Annotated in this window: 13 protein-coding genes; 11 read left to right on the forward strand and 2 right to left on the reverse strand. The window is 65.8% G+C overall.

What is annotated here, in order from left to right:
* The first annotated feature begins 3 nt into the window (after positions 1–3).
* The 4 genes from KME82_RS07120 (at position 4) to KME82_RS07135 (ending at position 3,978) form a co-directional block, all read left to right on the forward strand.
* Positions 4–687 carry a TetR/AcrR family transcriptional regulator gene (locus KME82_RS07120; RefSeq protein WP_215497905.1) on the forward strand — a complete coding sequence of 228 codons (684 nt, stop codon included), beginning with the start codon at positions 4–6 and terminating at the stop codon, positions 685–687.
* 221 nt (positions 688–908) lie between these two features.
* On the forward strand, positions 909–1,895 hold the full coding sequence (locus KME82_RS07125; protein WP_215497906.1) for an HlyD family secretion protein: 987 nt from the start codon (positions 909–911) through the stop codon (positions 1,893–1,895).
* Between the two features lie 71 nt (positions 1,896–1,966).
* Positions 1,967–2,893: an ATP-binding cassette domain-containing protein gene (locus KME82_RS07130; RefSeq protein WP_430538833.1), complete on the forward strand. Its 927-nt coding sequence runs from the start codon at positions 1,967–1,969 to the stop codon at positions 2,891–2,893.
* On the forward strand, positions 2,890–3,978 hold the full coding sequence (locus KME82_RS07135) for an ABC transporter permease (protein ID WP_215497907.1): 1,089 nt from the start codon (positions 2,890–2,892) through the stop codon (positions 3,976–3,978). Before KME82_RS07130 ends, KME82_RS07135 begins: the two co-directional genes overlap by 4 nt.
* Before the next feature lie 75 nt (positions 3,979–4,053).
* Here the strand turns inward: KME82_RS07135 and KME82_RS07140 are convergent, their stop codons facing one another.
* Positions 4,054–4,497 (reverse strand): hypothetical protein, encoded by a 444-nt coding sequence (locus KME82_RS07140; RefSeq protein ID WP_215497908.1) that lies wholly within the window; start codon positions 4,495–4,497, stop codon positions 4,054–4,056.
* A gap of 102 nt (positions 4,498–4,599) precedes the next feature.
* On the opposite strand from KME82_RS07140, the gene KME82_RS07145 reads away from it, so the two are divergent.
* From KME82_RS07145 to KME82_RS07155, 3 genes are all read left to right on the forward strand, one after another.
* Entirely contained in the window at positions 4,600–5,094 is a 495-nt protein-coding gene (locus KME82_RS07145; RefSeq protein WP_215497909.1) for a hypothetical protein, read from the forward strand.
* A 173-nt stretch (positions 5,095–5,267) separates the two neighbouring features.
* Positions 5,268–7,097 carry a DUF1800 domain-containing protein gene (locus KME82_RS07150; protein WP_215497910.1) on the forward strand — a complete coding sequence of 610 codons (1,830 nt, stop codon included), beginning with the start codon at positions 5,268–5,270 and terminating at the stop codon, positions 7,095–7,097.
* A gap of 22 nt (positions 7,098–7,119) precedes the next feature.
* Complete coding sequence (locus KME82_RS07155) at positions 7,120–8,514, forward strand: DUF1501 domain-containing protein (protein ID WP_215497911.1); 1,395 nt, start codon at positions 7,120–7,122, stop codon at positions 8,512–8,514.
* A 465-nt stretch (positions 8,515–8,979) separates the two neighbouring features.
* Here KME82_RS07155 and miaB read toward each other — a convergent pair whose 3' ends face one another.
* On the reverse strand, positions 8,980–10,392 hold the full coding sequence (gene miaB, locus KME82_RS07160; protein WP_215497912.1) for a tRNA (N6-isopentenyl adenosine(37)-C2)-methylthiotransferase MiaB: 1,413 nt from the start codon (positions 10,390–10,392) through the stop codon (positions 8,980–8,982).
* 169 nt (positions 10,393–10,561) lie between these two features.
* Between miaB and KME82_RS07165 the strand changes: the two genes are divergently transcribed.
* From KME82_RS07165 to KME82_RS07180, 4 genes are all read left to right on the forward strand, one after another.
* Complete coding sequence (locus KME82_RS07165) at positions 10,562–11,581, forward strand: lytic transglycosylase domain-containing protein (RefSeq protein ID WP_215497913.1); 1,020 nt, start codon at positions 10,562–10,564, stop codon at positions 11,579–11,581.
* 418 nt (positions 11,582–11,999) lie between these two features.
* On the forward strand, positions 12,000–12,620 hold the full coding sequence (gene petA / locus KME82_RS07170) for a ubiquinol-cytochrome c reductase iron-sulfur subunit (protein ID WP_215497914.1): 621 nt from the start codon (positions 12,000–12,002) through the stop codon (positions 12,618–12,620).
* Positions 12,621–12,623: 3 nt separating this feature from the next.
* Entirely contained in the window at positions 12,624–13,883 is a 1,260-nt protein-coding gene (locus KME82_RS07175) for a cytochrome b (RefSeq protein ID WP_215497915.1), read from the forward strand.
* A 160-nt stretch (positions 13,884–14,043) separates the two neighbouring features.
* Positions 14,044–14,703 (forward strand): cytochrome c1, encoded by a 660-nt coding sequence (locus tag KME82_RS07180; protein WP_252255773.1) that lies wholly within the window; start codon positions 14,044–14,046, stop codon positions 14,701–14,703.
* Positions 14,704–14,871 lie beyond the last annotated feature (168 nt).

A 14,871-nucleotide genomic window follows, 5' to 3' on the forward strand; every position in this document is an offset into this window, starting at 1 on the left:
CGCATGGATGCTCCCAGCCCCGCCAAGCGCGGCCGCCCGCGCAAGACCGTCGCGCCCAGGCGCGCGCCCGGCCGCCCGGTCGCCGCCGACAATCCCGACCTGCGCGCGCGCCTGCTCGATGCCGCGATCGCCTGCTATGTCCGCCACGGCATCGCCGCGACCTCGCTGCGCGCGATCGCCACCGAGGCCGGGGTCAACCCGGCCCTGCTGCACTACTACTTCGGCGATAAACAGCAGTTACAGGAAGCGGTCAGCAGCGAGCGGCTGGTGCCGGTGTTCCTGAGCCTGCGCGATGGCTTGATGGGCGAGGGCAAGGACGTGTTCGACCTGATCGGCGGTTTCGTCGCCGGGATCGGCCGCATCGTCGCGCAGCATCCGTGGCTGCCGTCGCTGTGGGTGCGCGAGGTGCTGTGCGAGGGCGGCGCGCTGCGCGAAAGCGTGCTGTTCCAGCAGATCGGTCCGGTGCTGCCGCAGATGATGGCCAAGCGCTTCGCCCAGGCCCAGGCCGAGGGCCGGATCAATGCCGACCTCGACCCGCGCCTGCTGATGGTCAGCCTGATCGGATTGACCCTGTTTCCGGCCGCGAGCGCGCCGATCTGGCGGCATATGTTCGACGCGGACGATCTCGATCTGGACACCCAGCGCCGGCATGCGCTGGCTTTGCTCGACCGGGGGTTGATGCCATGACAGGCGAGGGCGATCACATGAAAACCAAATCTGCGGCTGAGCGTGGCGTTGAGGGTCGGGTTCGCGGTGCTTGCGTGCCTGCTGAATTCGCTGCAACCCGATCGCCGCAAAAGCGCGAAGTCTTTTGTGGGAGGGGCTTTAGCCCCGATGCTTTCCTGTCAGATCGCCGTTTCGGATCGAACAGCGTCGGGGCTGAAGCCCCTCCCACAAAAGACCTCTCGATGCAGTCGCTGCGAGCGGGTTCCCGCTTCAGTGCAGCGACAAAGATTTTTCTGCTCGCTTCGCTCAGCGCCAGCCTGCTCGCCGCCTGCGCCAAACACCAACCGCAAGCGTTAGGCACGCTGGAATGGGACCGCGTGACCTTGCCCGCGCCGGCCGCGGAAAAAATCGTCCGCATCGACGTACGTGAAGGCCAACGCGTCAAAGCCGGCACGCGCGTGCTGCAACTCGAACTCGACCGCACTCGTTCGCAATTGAACGCGGCCCAGGCGCAGGCGCGCCAATCGGCCGATGCCCTGGCCGAACTCGAAGCCGGCCCGCGCAGCGAAACCATCGCCCAGGCGCGCGCCAACCTCGCCGCCGCGCAGGCGCAGCAGCGCGACGCCAGCGCGTACTACGCGCGCGTGCAGCCGCTCGGCCAGCGGCAGTTGATCGCCGCGGCCGACGTCGACCGCGCCCGCGCCGCCGCCGGCAACGCGCAGGCGCAGGTGCGCGCCGCGCAGGCCGCGTTGCTGGAACTCGAACACGGCAGCCGCCGCGAGGACATCGCCCAAGGCCAGGCCGCGCTCGCCGCCGCACAGGCGCAAGCGCAAGTGCAGGCAGTGACGTTCGGCAAACTCGACGTGCTCGCGCCGCGCGACGGCGTGGTCGACAGCCTGCCGTACAAGCTCGGCGATCAGGCGCCGGTCGGTTCGCCGCTGGCGGTGATGCTGGTCGGCGCGCGCCCGTATGCGCGGGTGTACGTGCCCGAGCCGATCCGCCAGGACGTGCGCGTGGGCAGCCAGGCGCGGGTCTACATCGAAGGCCGCGAGCAGGCTTGGAACGGCCGCGTGCGGATGATCCGCAGCGAGTCCAGTTTCACCCCGTACTACGCGCTGACCGGCGAAGACGCCGCGCGCCTGAGCTATCTGGCCGAAGTCGAACTGAGCGACGCGAAGTCGGCCGATCTGCCGGCCGGATTGCCGGTGCGGGTCGAGTTCGCGCCATGAGCGACACCGCGCTCGCCGCGCCCGACACCACGCAAGCCGCCGACCAAGCGCCCGCGATCAAGGCGCGCGGCATGAGCAAGCAGTTCGGCGAACTGCGCGCGGTCGACGCTGTCGATCTGACCGTGCCGCGCGCCTGCGTGTACGGCTTCCTCGGCCCGAACGGTTCGGGCAAGTCGACCACGATCCGCATGCTGTGCGGCCTGCTGACGCCGAGCGCGGGCGAGATCGAAGTGCTCGACCTGAAAATTCCCGAACAGGCCGAAGCGCTGCGCCGGCGGATCGGCTACATGACCCAGAAGTTCTCGCTGTTCGAAGACCTCACCGTGCGCGAGAACCTGGAATTCCTCGCCGCCGTGCAGGACATCCCGAAGGCGAAAGCGCGCCTGCGCATCGACGAACTGGTCGAGCAATACCATTTCGCCGATCGCCAGAAACAGCTCGCCGGCACCATGAGCGGCGGCCAGAAGCAGCGTCTGGCCCTGGCCGGCGCGGTGATCCACGGGCCCGAACTGTTGTTCCTGGACGAGCCGACCAGCGCGGTCGATCCCGAGTCGCGCCGCGATTTCTGGGAGAAGCTGTTCGAACTCGCCGACGCCGGCACCACCTTGCTGGTGTCGACGCACTACATGGACGAAGCCGAACGCTGCCATCGCCTGGCGATCCTCGATCAAGGCAAGCTCGTCGCCGACGGCACCCCGGCCGAACTGACCGGCGCGCTCGCCGATCGCGCGATCGAAGTGCGCGCCGCGCAACCGCGCAAGGCGCAGCGGGTGCTGGTCGGCTTGCCCGGCGTGCTCAGCGTCGCCCAGGTCGGCAACAGCCTGCGCGTGTTGCTGGCCGATGCGCATACCGCCGAGCAGAGTCTGGAACAGGCATTGCGCGAAGCGGGATTGCCCGCCGAGGTCGACAAGGCCAAGCCCAATCTCGAAGACGTGTTCGTCTCCGCCACCCGCGGCCACGAACCGCCGGCAGCGACCGCACAGCAGGCCACGCCATGAAACTGCGCCGTCTGTGGGCGATCGTGCTCAAGGAAATCCGCCAGTTGCGTCGCGACCGCATCACCCTGGCGATGATCGTGATGATCCCGGTCGGGCAACTGGTGTTGTTCGGCTACGCGATCAACCTCAATCCGCGCGGCCTCAATGCCGCGATCGCCGACCAGTCCAACACCGCCGCGTCGCGCGCGCTGATCATGGACATGGTCGCCACCGGCGTGATCAAGCCGGTCGCGCAGGCGCAGACCCCGCAGCAACTGGTCGAAATGCTGCGCCAGGGCCGGATCAGCGTCGGCGTGCATGTGCCGCCGGATTTCGAACGCCGTCGCATCGACGGCCGCGAAGTCGCCCAGGTCATGGTCGACGGCAGCGACACGGTGGTGCAGAGCGCGGCCGCGCAACTGGCGCAGCTGCCGATCGACAGCTCGGTGGTCGCGCCGCGCAAAGTCGCGCCGATCGGCGTGGTCGCCTTCTACAACCCGCAGCGGCGTTCGCCGGTCAATATCGTGCCCGGCTTGATCGGAGTGATATTGACCATGACCATGGTGATGTTCACCTCGGTCGCGATCGTGCGCGAACGCGAACGCGGCAACATGGAGCTGTTGATCACCACCCCGGTCAGCCGCACCGAATTGATGATCGGCAAGGTGCTGCCGTATGCGGTGATCGGCCTGATCCAGACCACGGTGGTGTTGTTGCTGGGCACCTGGCTGTTCGCGGTGCCGATCAAGGGCAGCGTGCTCGACGTCTATCTCGCCGCGGTGCTGTTGATCCTCGCCAACCTTGCGTTGGGCCTGATGATTTCGACCAAGGCCGCCTCGCAGTTCCAGGCGATGCAGATGACGGTGTTCATCCTGCTGCCGTCGATCCTGCTGTCGGGTTTCATGTTCCCCTACGCCGGCATGCCGGTGGCCGCGCAATGGTTGGCCGAGGTGTTGCCGATGACCCATTTCCTGCGCTTGATCCGCGGGGTGATGCTGCGCGGCGCGAGTCTGTGGGAACTGTGGCAGGACGTGTTGTATCTGGCGGCCTTCATCGCGGTGATGATGAGCGCGGCGGTGGCGCGTTTCAGCAAGCGCCTGGATTGATCGCGGGAAATTCGCCTCGCATTTAATCCGGACGCCGCGCATGCGGCGTCCGGAAGGATTCACGCCGCCGGCGCCTCAGCGCGACTTGGTCGAACTGACGCCTTTCTCTCTGATGCTCTTGCCGGCGGGTTCGGCAATCAGTCCGAGGCTGCCCTTGGCGTCGAACGAAGCCGTCGCGACGTCGGCGGCCCTGGCCGGCGCGGCTTGAACGTCGCCAACCTTCGCCGTGGTCGCGGCGCCGGCCTGCACCGAACGCGTCGGCCGCAAGCCGCTCGAGGTGCGGCCGGGATCCACACCGATGTGGCCGGCGACTGCCATGGAGGCCGGCTTGCACGGCGAGCCCACCACCGGCTTGCCTTCCCAGCGGTCGTTGGCGCCCGGCGGAATCGGCTTGCCGTCCTCGCCGACGCAACCCCAGCTGCCATCGGGGTTGTGAACCGCGGTGCCTTCCTTCGCCCAGGCCGGACCGGTGGCGATCGCCAACAACAAACCGATGCAAAGCAGTGCGTTCTTGCTCATGGCGTTTTTTCCTTAAAACTGCAGTGGGTGGGGTGGACGTGTTCTATCACCCGCGACCGGTGCAGCAAGACCTACCGAAATAAATTGTTAACTTGAAGTTAATTGCGCGGACAGGCCGCGTTCACGCAGCGCCGAACGCGGCGGTGCGGCGGCCTAAAACGGATTGCATCGAAAGCACAGGACAGCGCGATGGAAACGAATTCACCCAAGGTTGCGGGCTCGCGTTTCAATGCGAACCCGATGCGCGCGTCGAAGCGCGCATTGCCTGTGGTGCTGGCATTCGTGGCCGTGGTCGCGCTGATCGCATGGTCGATGCTGCGCGAGTACCACCTCAGCGGCGATGAGTTCAGGCGCGTGCTCAAACCGTCCGTCGGTAATTCCTATGGGTACTGGCTGATCTACCATCGCGACCACGGCTTGTACTGTTTCAAGACCCCGCATCCGATGTACTTTCCGGATTGGCGTTACTGCGTGGCTGAGACCGAGATCGAACTGATCCGCAACGGAAAAGCGGTCGAAGTGAACGACTATCTGGGTGTCGGCGATGTGGTGCTAAATCCCGATCGCTATCCCGGCGCGAAACGCGAAGTGCTGTGAGCCGGCCGTAGCGATCACTCGCCGGCGATGACGATTGTCACCGGCAGCGGAATCCGTGATTTCCGATCCGGATTACCGGCTGCGGCATGACAGCGAGTGTGTCGACTATCAAGCTTCGGCCGCGCGCGCACGCCTAGCATCGAGCGCGAACTGCCAGCCTTTGGGGGCCCGCAATGAACTCGATACTTCTGCGCTCGGCGTGGATGGGCATGCCGCGCGTGCTGCTGGTGCTGGGCCTCGTCCTCGCGTTGCGCACGGTGACGCCGACACCGGATTACGTCGGTCCTTATCCGGGCGCATTGGACCGAGCCAACGCGAACGATTCGGCAGGCGCGTTCGGCGTGGCGCCCGCGCCGCGCGCGGTATCGGACACGGTAGCCAGCGACGCCGAAGCGGCGCGCTTCTTGTCGCAGGCGACCTTCGGCCCGACCCTGGAAGACATCGCGCGACTGCGGCAGATCGGTTATTCGGCCTGGATCAACGAGCAGGTCGGTTTCCCGGTGTCGTCGCAGCTGACCTTCATGAAGAACGCCGCGCAGCGCGCCGGCACCGGCGACAGCGTGCGCCGCGACTGGCGGCTGGACGCGTGGTTCGTCAACGCGCTCGGCGGCAAGGACCCGATCAAGCCGACCGTGCTGCATCGCGATCAATTGCGTCAGCGGGTGGCGTTCGCGCTCAGCGAAATCTTCGTGGTGTCGGATGCGACCTCGGACCTGCTCGGCAACACGCCGCACGGCATGACCCATTACTACGACACGCTGTCGCGCGACGCCTTCGGCAATTTCCGCACCCTTCTGGAAGACGTGACCTTGCATCCGGTGATGGGCATCTACCTGTCGATGATGCAGAACCAGAAACCCGACCCGGTCAACAACATCCGCCCCGACGAAAACTACGCGCGCGAAGTGTTGCAGTTGTTCAGTGTCGGACTGGTGCGGCTCAATGCCGACGGCACGCCGCTGCTGGACGCGAATCAGCAACCGATCCCCGCCTACGACCAGGACACGGTCAAGGGTTTCGCTCACGTGTTCACCGGCTGGACCTTCAACGGCTGCCAGGCGCAGGGGTATTTCGATTGCTATTACTACGACTCCAGCGCGCCGGCCTGGGTCACGCCGATGGAAAACCAGGCCGCGTACCACGCCTCGACGCAGGCGAAGCAATTGTTGAACTACACCGGCGTATCGCTGCCCGGCGGCGTGCTCGCGGCCGGCGGCAGCGGGCGCAGCGATCTGGACGCGGCGCTCGACAATATCTTCCAGCATCCGAATGTCGGGCCGTTCATCGGGCGGCAGTTGATCCAGCGTCTGGTCACCAGCAATCCGAGCCCGGCCTACGTTGGCCGTGTCGCCGCCGCGTTCAACGACAACGGCCAGGGCGTGCGCGGCGATCTGCGCGCGGTAGTGACCGCGGTGCTGATGGACGTGGAGGCGCGCGATCCGGCCTCGCAACCCGAGCATTTCGGCAAGGTGCGCGAGCCGATCCTGCGCCTGACCCATCTGTGGCGCGCGCTGAATGCGAAATCGAAGTCGGGCTTTCTCGACGAGTTCTGGACCCTGGACGGCAACCTCGGCCAATCGCCGATGTACGCCTCCTCGGTGTTCAATTTCTTCAGCCCGCGCTACAGCCCGATCGGCGAGCTTTCGCAACTGCAGTTGGCCGCGCCGGAATTGCAGCTGGCCACCGACTACATGCTGCCGGCGAACGAGGGCTATTTGATGCGCAAGATCTTCGACGCCTATGTCGGCAATCCCGGCGGCATCGGCGACGACGAGATCGCGATCAATCTCAGTCGCGACGTGGCGCTGGCAAGCAACCCGGGTGCGTTGATCGATCGCTACAACATTTTGTTTCTGTCCGGGCAGATGAGCGCGTCGATGCGCCAGGTGCTGCTGGAGCGGCTCAACGGCATGCCGGCCAACACCGCCGCGGCCAAGCGCGAGCGGGTGCAGGAAGCCTTGTACCTGATCGTCAACTCGCCCGAATACGTGGTGCAGAAGTGACGCGTCCCTGGAGAACATCGTGATGAAACGTCGTGAATTCCTGCGCAATGCGATCGTGACCTCGCTCGGCGGCGCCGGCCTGTACTCGGCGCTCGGCAATCTGCGCCTGGTCGAGGCGGCGACGCGCGCCTACGGGCCGGCCAGCTTCGACGACTACAAGGCGCTGGTGTGCGTGTTCCTGTTCGGCGGCAACGATTCGTTGAACATGGTGATCCCGCGCGACAGCAGCCACTACGCGCAGTACCGCAGCGCTCGCGCGACCTTGGCGGTCGAACAGGATCAATTGCTGCCGTTGCTGCCGCAAACCGGAGGTGGTGCGTCCGACGGAGCCGACTACGGCCTGCAAGCGTCGATCGGCGGCGAAGATACGGTCGGCATGAGCGGCCTGCAGGGCCTGTTCAACAGCGGCCATGCGGCGGTGCTGGGCAATGTCGGTACGCTGATCCGGCCGACCCGCAAGATCGATTACCTCAATCATGCGGTCGAGTTGCCGCCGCAGTTGTTCTCGCACAACGATCAGCAGCAGTACTGGCAGGTGTCGCGCACCGGCGACGGGCGCAACCTGGGTTGGGGCGGTCGCATCGCCGATCTGCTCCACGACGCCAATCCCGATGCGTTCATTCCAATGTCGGTGTCGCTGAATTTCGAAAGCATCCTGCAACGCGCCGGCAACGGCAGCCAGTATGTGATCGGCAACGGCGGGCCGCGCTATTTCAGCCGGTTCGAATGGGACGGCGACAGCCGGCGCGCGTTCCTGGCGCTGATGGCGCCGAACGCGCAGCCGCATGCGTTCGGTCGCAGTTACGCCAACTCGTTCCGGCGCGCGCGGGAAAACGCCGATGCGGTCGGCACGGCGCTGGATTCCTCCTCGGACCTGCAGACCGTGTTTCCGAACAACGATCTGGCCGAGCAGCTCAAGCTGGTCGCGCGCATGATCAAGGTGCGCGAGGTGCTGGGCTTGAAGCGGCAGGTGTACTTCGTCTCGATGGGCGGCTTCGATCATCACGACCGGCTGCTCAGCGAGCAACCGGCGTTGCTGTCGCGGCTCTCGCAGGCGCTGACGGCGTTTCACGCCGCGACCGTCGAACTGGGCGTGGCCGACCAGGTCACCGCGTTCACCGCTTCGGATTTCGGCCGCACCTTGTCGTCGAACGGCGACGGCTCCGATCATGGTTGGGGCGGGCATCACTTCGCCGTCGGCGGCGCGGTGCGCGGGGGGCGGTTCTTCGGCACGATGCCGACCCTGGTCAACGGCGGCGACGACGATGCGGGCTGGGGGCAGATCATTCCGACCACCGCGGTGGATCAGTACGCGGCGACGCTGGCGAAGTGGTTCGGGGTGGCGGATGCGGATCTGGATTTGATCTTTCCGAACCTCGAGAATTTCGCGATGCGCGATATTGGGTTTATGGCTTGAGTGGATCGCGTCACTCGGCCGCATTCCTGGTTGGACTCCAGGCCGGCATTCCCGCGAAGGTGGGAATCCAGAGACTTCGAACGTTTCTCACGAAGGTTTGCGCATCCTCGCTTCGTTAGCTGAAGCAGTAGACGGATGTGCAAGCTAAAGTCACTGGATTCCCGCCTTCGCGGGAATGACGGTAGGTGGGTTTCGGAAGATCTTGGCGGATGGCGAATGGCCAATGGTTTAGGTGCTTGCACCTGCGGCATTGGATCGCGCCAGGTTGCACTCCAAGCCGTCATTCCCGCGAATGCGGGAATCCAGTGGCTTCAGCTCGACGATTCGCGTGCCGCGTCGGTCCACAAGGTGAGGCTTTACGGACCTTCGTGTAGAGACGCGTAAAGTCGCAGGATTGCTGCGTTGGCGGGAATGAGGGCGCGCGCCCCCGTCCCGTGAATGACGGCGCCCGCACCCACCTGCGCCTCAATCCGCGGATTGATCGCCGCTCAACTGGATCCGCCCACGCAGCGAATTCGACAGCGCCTGCGTGATCAGCACATCCACGAACTGGCCGATCAAACGCGGCGGGGCCGGGAAATTCACCGAACGCATGTTTTCGGTCTTGCCGGTGAGTTCGTTCGGGTCCTTGCGCGAGGGGCCTTCGATCAGTACGCGCTGGACGCTGCCGACCATACTTTGCGAGATGCGCAACGAATTGGCGTTGATCGTCGCCTGCAGGCGCGACAGGCGCGCGTGCTTTTCGGCGTCGGTCACGCTGTCTTCCAGGTCCGCGGCCGGGGTGCCGGGGCGGCGCGAGTAGATGAAGGAGAACGATTGGTCGAAGCCCACGTCCTCGATCAGCTTCATGGTCTTTTCGAAATCCGCGTCGGTCTCGCCGGGGAAGCCGACGATGAAATCCGAGCTGATCGAGATGTCCGGGCGCACCGCGCGCAGCTTGCGGATCTTCTGCTTGAACTCCAGCGCGGTGTAGCCGCGCTTCATCGCCGACAGGATGCGGTCGCTGCCGGCCTGGACCGGCAGATGCAGGTAGTTGGCCAGTTGCGGTACGTCGCGGTAGGCCTCGACCAGCGAGTCGCTGAATTCCAGCGGATGCGAGGTGGTGAAACGGATGCGGTCGACGCCGTCGATTTCGGCGATGGTGCGGATCAACAAGCCCAGGTCGGCGATCTCGCCGTCTTCGCCGTACGGCCCGCGATACGCATTGACGTTCTGGCCGAGCAGATTGATCTCACGCACGCCTTGCGCGGCCAGTTGCGCGACCTCGACCAGCACGTCCTCGAACGGACGGCTGACCTCTTCGCCGCGGGTGTAGGGCACCACGCAGAACGAGCAGTACTTGCTGCAGCCTTCCATGATCGAGACGAACGCGCTCGGGCCTTCGGCGCGCGGCTCAGGCAGGCGGTCGAACTTTTCGATCTCCGGGAAGCTGATGTCGACCTGCGGCAGGCCGGTTTCGCGCTTGGCGCGGATCAGCTCGGGCAGGCGGTGCAGGGTCTGCGGGCCGAACACCAGGTCCACATACGGCGCGCGCTTGACGATGGCCGCGCCTTCCTGCGAGGCGACGCAGCCGCCGACGCCGATGATGACCTGGCGCTCGCCCTGCTTGTGCTGCTTCCAGCGGCCGAGCTGGCTGAACACCTTTTCCTGGGCCTTCTCGCGGATCGAGCAGGTGTTGATCAGGATGACGTCGGCTTCGCTGGCGTCGGTGGTGAGCTCCAGGCCGTCGCTGGCGGCGAGCACGTCGGCCATCTTGGCCGAGTCGTACTCGTTCATCTGGCAGCCGTGGGTTTCGATGAAGAGTTTTTTCGCGCCCGGCACGGAAGGGCGGGCGGTGCCCGCGGCGGGCGCCGTGGGCAGGGGATGCAGGTCGGTCATGGCGGTCCGGGTCCGGGAAGGGCGGCGGTTAATCCGCGCCGGAGTGGCTGGGTGCAGCGGGGCGTCAGTGTAGCCGCTCGCCGGCGCGGGTGGGTCCAGGACGCGCCGGCGGTCACGTTTTCGGATCAAGGGCTTGGCAGGTTCGGCCGGGCAGGGGACACTCCGCCGAATGAGGGGGAGCTCGCTGCTGTTGGGACTGGTCTGCCTGCTGGCGTTCGCGCCGGCGGGGGCGGGCACCATTTGGCGTTGCGAGACCGCCGCCGGCGAGCGCAGCTACGTCAGCAAGAAGGTCAAGGGCACGACCTGCACGGTCGCCAGTTCCTACACCGAACGCGCCAGCCGGCCGCGCAATCCGACCCCGGTGTCGTACGCGCCGCCGGCGCCGGCGATGGGCGCGGTCACCGCCAGCGCGGGGACGGGCGGGGTGCCGGTGTCGGCGCACAACAATCCGCCGGCCACCTTCAACGGCGCGGCCGCGACCATGGCCGCGGCCGGGCTGCGGCCCGGCGCGATGGCCCCGACGACCGCGGACGCCGCTTCCAATGCCGCCGCGATCGCCCCGGTCAGCGCACCGGTGCAGATCCCGAAGCCGCAGCAAGCGCCGACCCGGCTGGTCCAGGGCCAGGTCTATTCCTTTATCAAGGACGGCGTGCGCCACTACACCAGCAAGCGGCCGCAGGGGCTGGCCAACGCCAGCGCGGTGCGGACCATCCGCTACAGCTTCATCGAGACCTGCTTCGCCTGTGCCAGCCAGCCCGGGGTCAACTTCGGCACGCTGCGCCTGAACACGGCGGCGTTCTCGGCCGAGATCGCCGCGGCCGCGCGCCAGCACGGGGTCGAGGAAGCGATCGTGCGCGCGATCATCCACGCCGAATCGGCCTACAACCCCAATGCGATGTCGCGGGTCGGCGCGCAGGGGCTGATGCAGCTGATGCCGGCCACCGCGCGCCGGTTCGGTGTCGGCAATGCCTTCGACGCCAACCAGAACATCCAGGGCGGGGTGCAGTACCTGGCCTGGCTGCTCAAGCGCTTCAACGGCGACCTGACCCTGGCCGCGGCCGGCTACAACGCCGGCGAGGGCGCGGTCGACAAGTACCGCGGCGTGCCGCCGTATGCCGAGACCCAGCGCTACGTGCAGCGGGTGGCGGTACTGGCGCAGCGCTATCGTTCGGCGGTGGTCGCGCGCTGAATGCGGTTTCGGCTCGGCTGATCCAGGCTGTCGCGCTCCGGCCGATACGGTCGCGATCGAGCGCAAGGCCGTCTCTTCGACGCTGAAATCCCGGCGATACGGCCGATCGCGCACCCCGCGGGGGCGCGATGCCCATGCACCCCATGCCGGGCGCGATGCCGTTCGCCCGCTGCGGTTCCCCGTCGCTGACCGATTAAGCGCGAATAAGCCGCCTTTTGCGGGCTCGACCTGGGATATCGCCGCCGCCGCGAGCCACCGCGTCGTGGTTTTGCAATACCGCCGATTGTCGCGCCCTTAACGCTTCCGCTACACTTCCCCGTCTTTTGTGCCGCCAGCCTTTCGCCAGTGGTTAAGTAGTTCCCCATGGTGCCCGGTCGGTGCGGCGTAACTTCGAATTGCAGCTTTCGCGGAGTGCCGGATGGCCAACCAAGGGGTCCACGATCCTATTAACACGGGCCGACGTCGGTTCCTGACGGCGACCACGGCAGTGGTCGGTGCGGTCGGGGCCGGTTTTGCGGCGGTACCCTTCATCAAGTCCTGGAACCCCAGCGCGCGCGCCAAGCTCGCCGGTGCGCCGGTGACCGCGGACATCAGCGCCCTGGCCGAAGGCCAGCGCCTGGTCCTGGAATGGCGCGGCCAGCCGATCTGGATCGTCAAGCGCTCCGAGGCGATCCTCAAGGCGCTGCCGACCCTGGACGGGCATCTGCGCGATCCGAAGTCCGAAAACCTGGATCAGCAGCCGGCCTACGTGCGCGCCGCCAATCCGGAGCTGCGTTCGATCAAGCCCAGCATCTCGGTGCTGGTCGGCCTGTGCACCCACCTGGGCTGTTCGCCGGAAATGAAGGCCGAGATCCGGCCCGAAGCCTTCGACCCCGAGTGGAAGGGCGGCTACTTCTGCCCCTGCCACAAGTCGCGCTTCGACATGGCCGGCCGGGTGTTCCAGGGCGTGCCGGCGCCGATCAACCTGCTGGTGCCTCCGCACTACTACGCAGACGACAACACCATCATCATCGGCGTTGATCCGAAGGGAGCGGCGTAAGTCATGTCCAACATCCTTACCCGAACCGCCAACAACGTCTTCGATTGGGTCACCGCTCGCGCGCCCGGCATGATGCCGGTCTATCGCAAGCACATGACCGAGTACTACGCGCCGAAGAACTTCAACGTCTGGTACTACTTCGGTTCGCTCGCGCTGCTGGTGCTGGTCAACCAGATCGTCACCGGCATCTTCCTGACGATGCACTTCAAGCCGTCCGCGGCCGATGCGTTCTCGTCGGTCGAATACATCATGCGCGACGTGGAGTGGGGCTGGCTGATCCGCTACATGCACTCCACCGGCGCATCGCTGTTCTTCATCGTCGTCTACCTGCACATGTTCCGCGGCCTGCTGTACGGCTCGTACCAGAAGCCGCGCGAGCTGGTGTGGATCCTGGGCATGCTGATCTACCTGGTGCTGATGGCCGAAGCCTTCATGGGCTACGTGCTGCCGTGGGGCCAGATGTCGTTCTGGGGCGCGAAGGTCATCATCTCGCTGTTCGGCGCGATCCCGGTGATCGGCAACGGCCTGACCGAGTGGATCATGGGCGACTACCTGCCCGGCGACGCCACCCTCAACCGCTTCTTCGCCCTGCACGTGATCGCGCTGCCGCTGGTGCTGTTGCTGCTGGTGGTGCTGCACCTGGGCGCGCTGCACGAAGTGGGTTCCAACAACCCCGACGGCGTCGACATCAAGAAGGGCCCGAAGGGCAACCGCTGGGACGCGAACAAGCCGCTCGACGGCATTCCGTTCCACCCGTACTACACGGTCAAGGACCTGGTCGGCGTCGGCTTCTTCCTGATCATCGCCGCGTTCATCATCTTCTTCGCGCCGGCGATGGGCGGCTGGTTCCTCGAGCACGACAACTTCACCGAGGCCAACCGCCTGGTGACGCCGGAGCACATCAAGCCGGTGTGGTACTACACCCCGTACTACGCGATGTTGCGGGTGATTCCGCACAAGCTGTCGGGCGTGCTGGTCATGTTCGCGGCGATCGCGGTGCTGTTCTTCGTACCGTGGCTGGACCGTTGCAAGGTCAAGTCGGTGCGTTACCGCGGCTGGATCAGCAAGTTCATGCTGATGCTGCTGGCGGTGTGCTTCATCTGGCTGGGCAAGATCGGCGCCGGCCCGGGTACCGACCCGGTCGAGACCATCGTTGGTCGCGTGCTGACCTTCCTGTACTTCGCCTTCTTCATCACCATGCCGCTGTGGACCAAGCTCGACAAGACCAAGCCGGTGCCGGAACGGGTGACGATGCATGACTAACACCAGCACCCAGGTCCGTCTGCAAGAGTCCGCGGCGGTCGCCGCCGACTTTCCAAACAGCCAGCCTCTGCAGAAGAATCGCATCGTGAAGAAGCTCGCCACCTTCGTCGCCGGACTGCTCGTGTCGGCCACCGCCTTCGCTTCCGGCGGCGGCAACCTGATGCAGTCGGAGACCGACCTGAGCAACCGCGCCTCGCTGCAGCGCGGCGCGCAGCTGTACATGAACTACTGCTCGGGCTGCCACTCGCTCAAGTACCTGCGTTACTCGCGCATGGCCGAGGACCTGGGGCTGACCGAAGACGAGGTGATGAACAACCTCAACTTCACCGGCGCCAAGTTCGGCGAGCAGGTCCAGGTCAACATGACCGCCGAGCACGCCAGCCAGTGGTTCGGCAAGATGCCGCCGGACCTGAGCGTGATCGCGCGCGTGCGCGGCAGCGACTGGATCTACACCTACCTCAACGAGTTCTATCTCGACGAGACCCGTCCGCTGGGCTGGAACAACAAGCTGTTCCCGAACGCCTCGATGCCCAACCCGCTGTGGGAACTGCAGGGCCTGCAGCACGCGGAGTACGGCGAAGTCGACAAGGCCACGGGCGAACGCCCGGTCCATGCGCTCAAGGTGACCCAGCCCGGCAAGCTCGACGCCGAAGGCTTCAAGACGGCCACGCGCGACATCACCACATTCCTCGAGTACGCCGGCGAACCGGCCGCCCTGAAGCGCCAGAGTCTCGGCGTTTGGGTGATCCTGTTCCTGGCGTTGTTCACCTTCATCGCGTATCTGTTGAAGACCGAGTACTGGCGCGACGTGGAGCACTGACGTCGTTCGACTGGAAAACCCACGCCACACGCGTGGGTTTTCCGCTAGGGTGTCGGCTCCACCGAGTCGACAGCCTTGGCAAAGTCCAATGCAGGCTCGAGGCCGTGATGACCTCCCACAGCGGGTGGGGGGCGTCTTGCGACTGGCGGATTCCGGTCGTTGGAGAGG

The organism is Lysobacter capsici (genome assembly GCF_018732085.1).
In the GTDB taxonomy this organism is placed as follows: Bacteria; Pseudomonadota; Gammaproteobacteria; order Xanthomonadales; family Xanthomonadaceae; genus Lysobacter; species Lysobacter capsici_A.

Coding starts and splice junctions, on each gene's coding strand:
- KME82_RS07120 (WP_215497905.1), top strand. CDS start 4: ATGGATGCTCCCAGCCCCGCCAAGCGCGGCCGCCCGCGCAAGACCGTC.
- KME82_RS07125 (WP_215497906.1), top strand. CDS start 909: ATGCAGTCGCTGCGAGCGGGTTCCCGCTTCAGTGCAGCGACAAAGATT.
- KME82_RS07130 (WP_430538833.1), top strand. CDS start 1,967: ATGAGCAAGCAGTTCGGCGAACTGCGCGCGGTCGACGCTGTCGATCTG.
- KME82_RS07135 (WP_215497907.1), top strand. CDS start 2,890: ATGAAACTGCGCCGTCTGTGGGCGATCGTGCTCAAGGAAATCCGCCAG.
- KME82_RS07140 (WP_215497908.1), bottom strand. CDS start 4,497: ATGAGCAAGAACGCACTGCTTTGCATCGGTTTGTTGTTGGCGATCGCC.
- KME82_RS07150 (WP_215497910.1), top strand. CDS start 5,268: ATGAACTCGATACTTCTGCGCTCGGCGTGGATGGGCATGCCGCGCGTG.
- KME82_RS07155 (WP_215497911.1), top strand. CDS start 7,120: ATGAAACGTCGTGAATTCCTGCGCAATGCGATCGTGACCTCGCTCGGC.
- miaB (WP_215497912.1), bottom strand. CDS start 10,392: ATGACCGACCTGCATCCCCTGCCCACGGCGCCCGCCGCGGGCACCGCC.
- KME82_RS07165 (WP_215497913.1), top strand. CDS start 10,562: ATGAGGGGGAGCTCGCTGCTGTTGGGACTGGTCTGCCTGCTGGCGTTC.
- petA (WP_215497914.1), top strand. CDS start 12,000: ATGGCCAACCAAGGGGTCCACGATCCTATTAACACGGGCCGACGTCGG.
- KME82_RS07175 (WP_215497915.1), top strand. CDS start 12,624: ATGTCCAACATCCTTACCCGAACCGCCAACAACGTCTTCGATTGGGTC.
- KME82_RS07180 (WP_252255773.1), top strand. CDS start 14,044: ATGCAGTCGGAGACCGACCTGAGCAACCGCGCCTCGCTGCAGCGCGGC.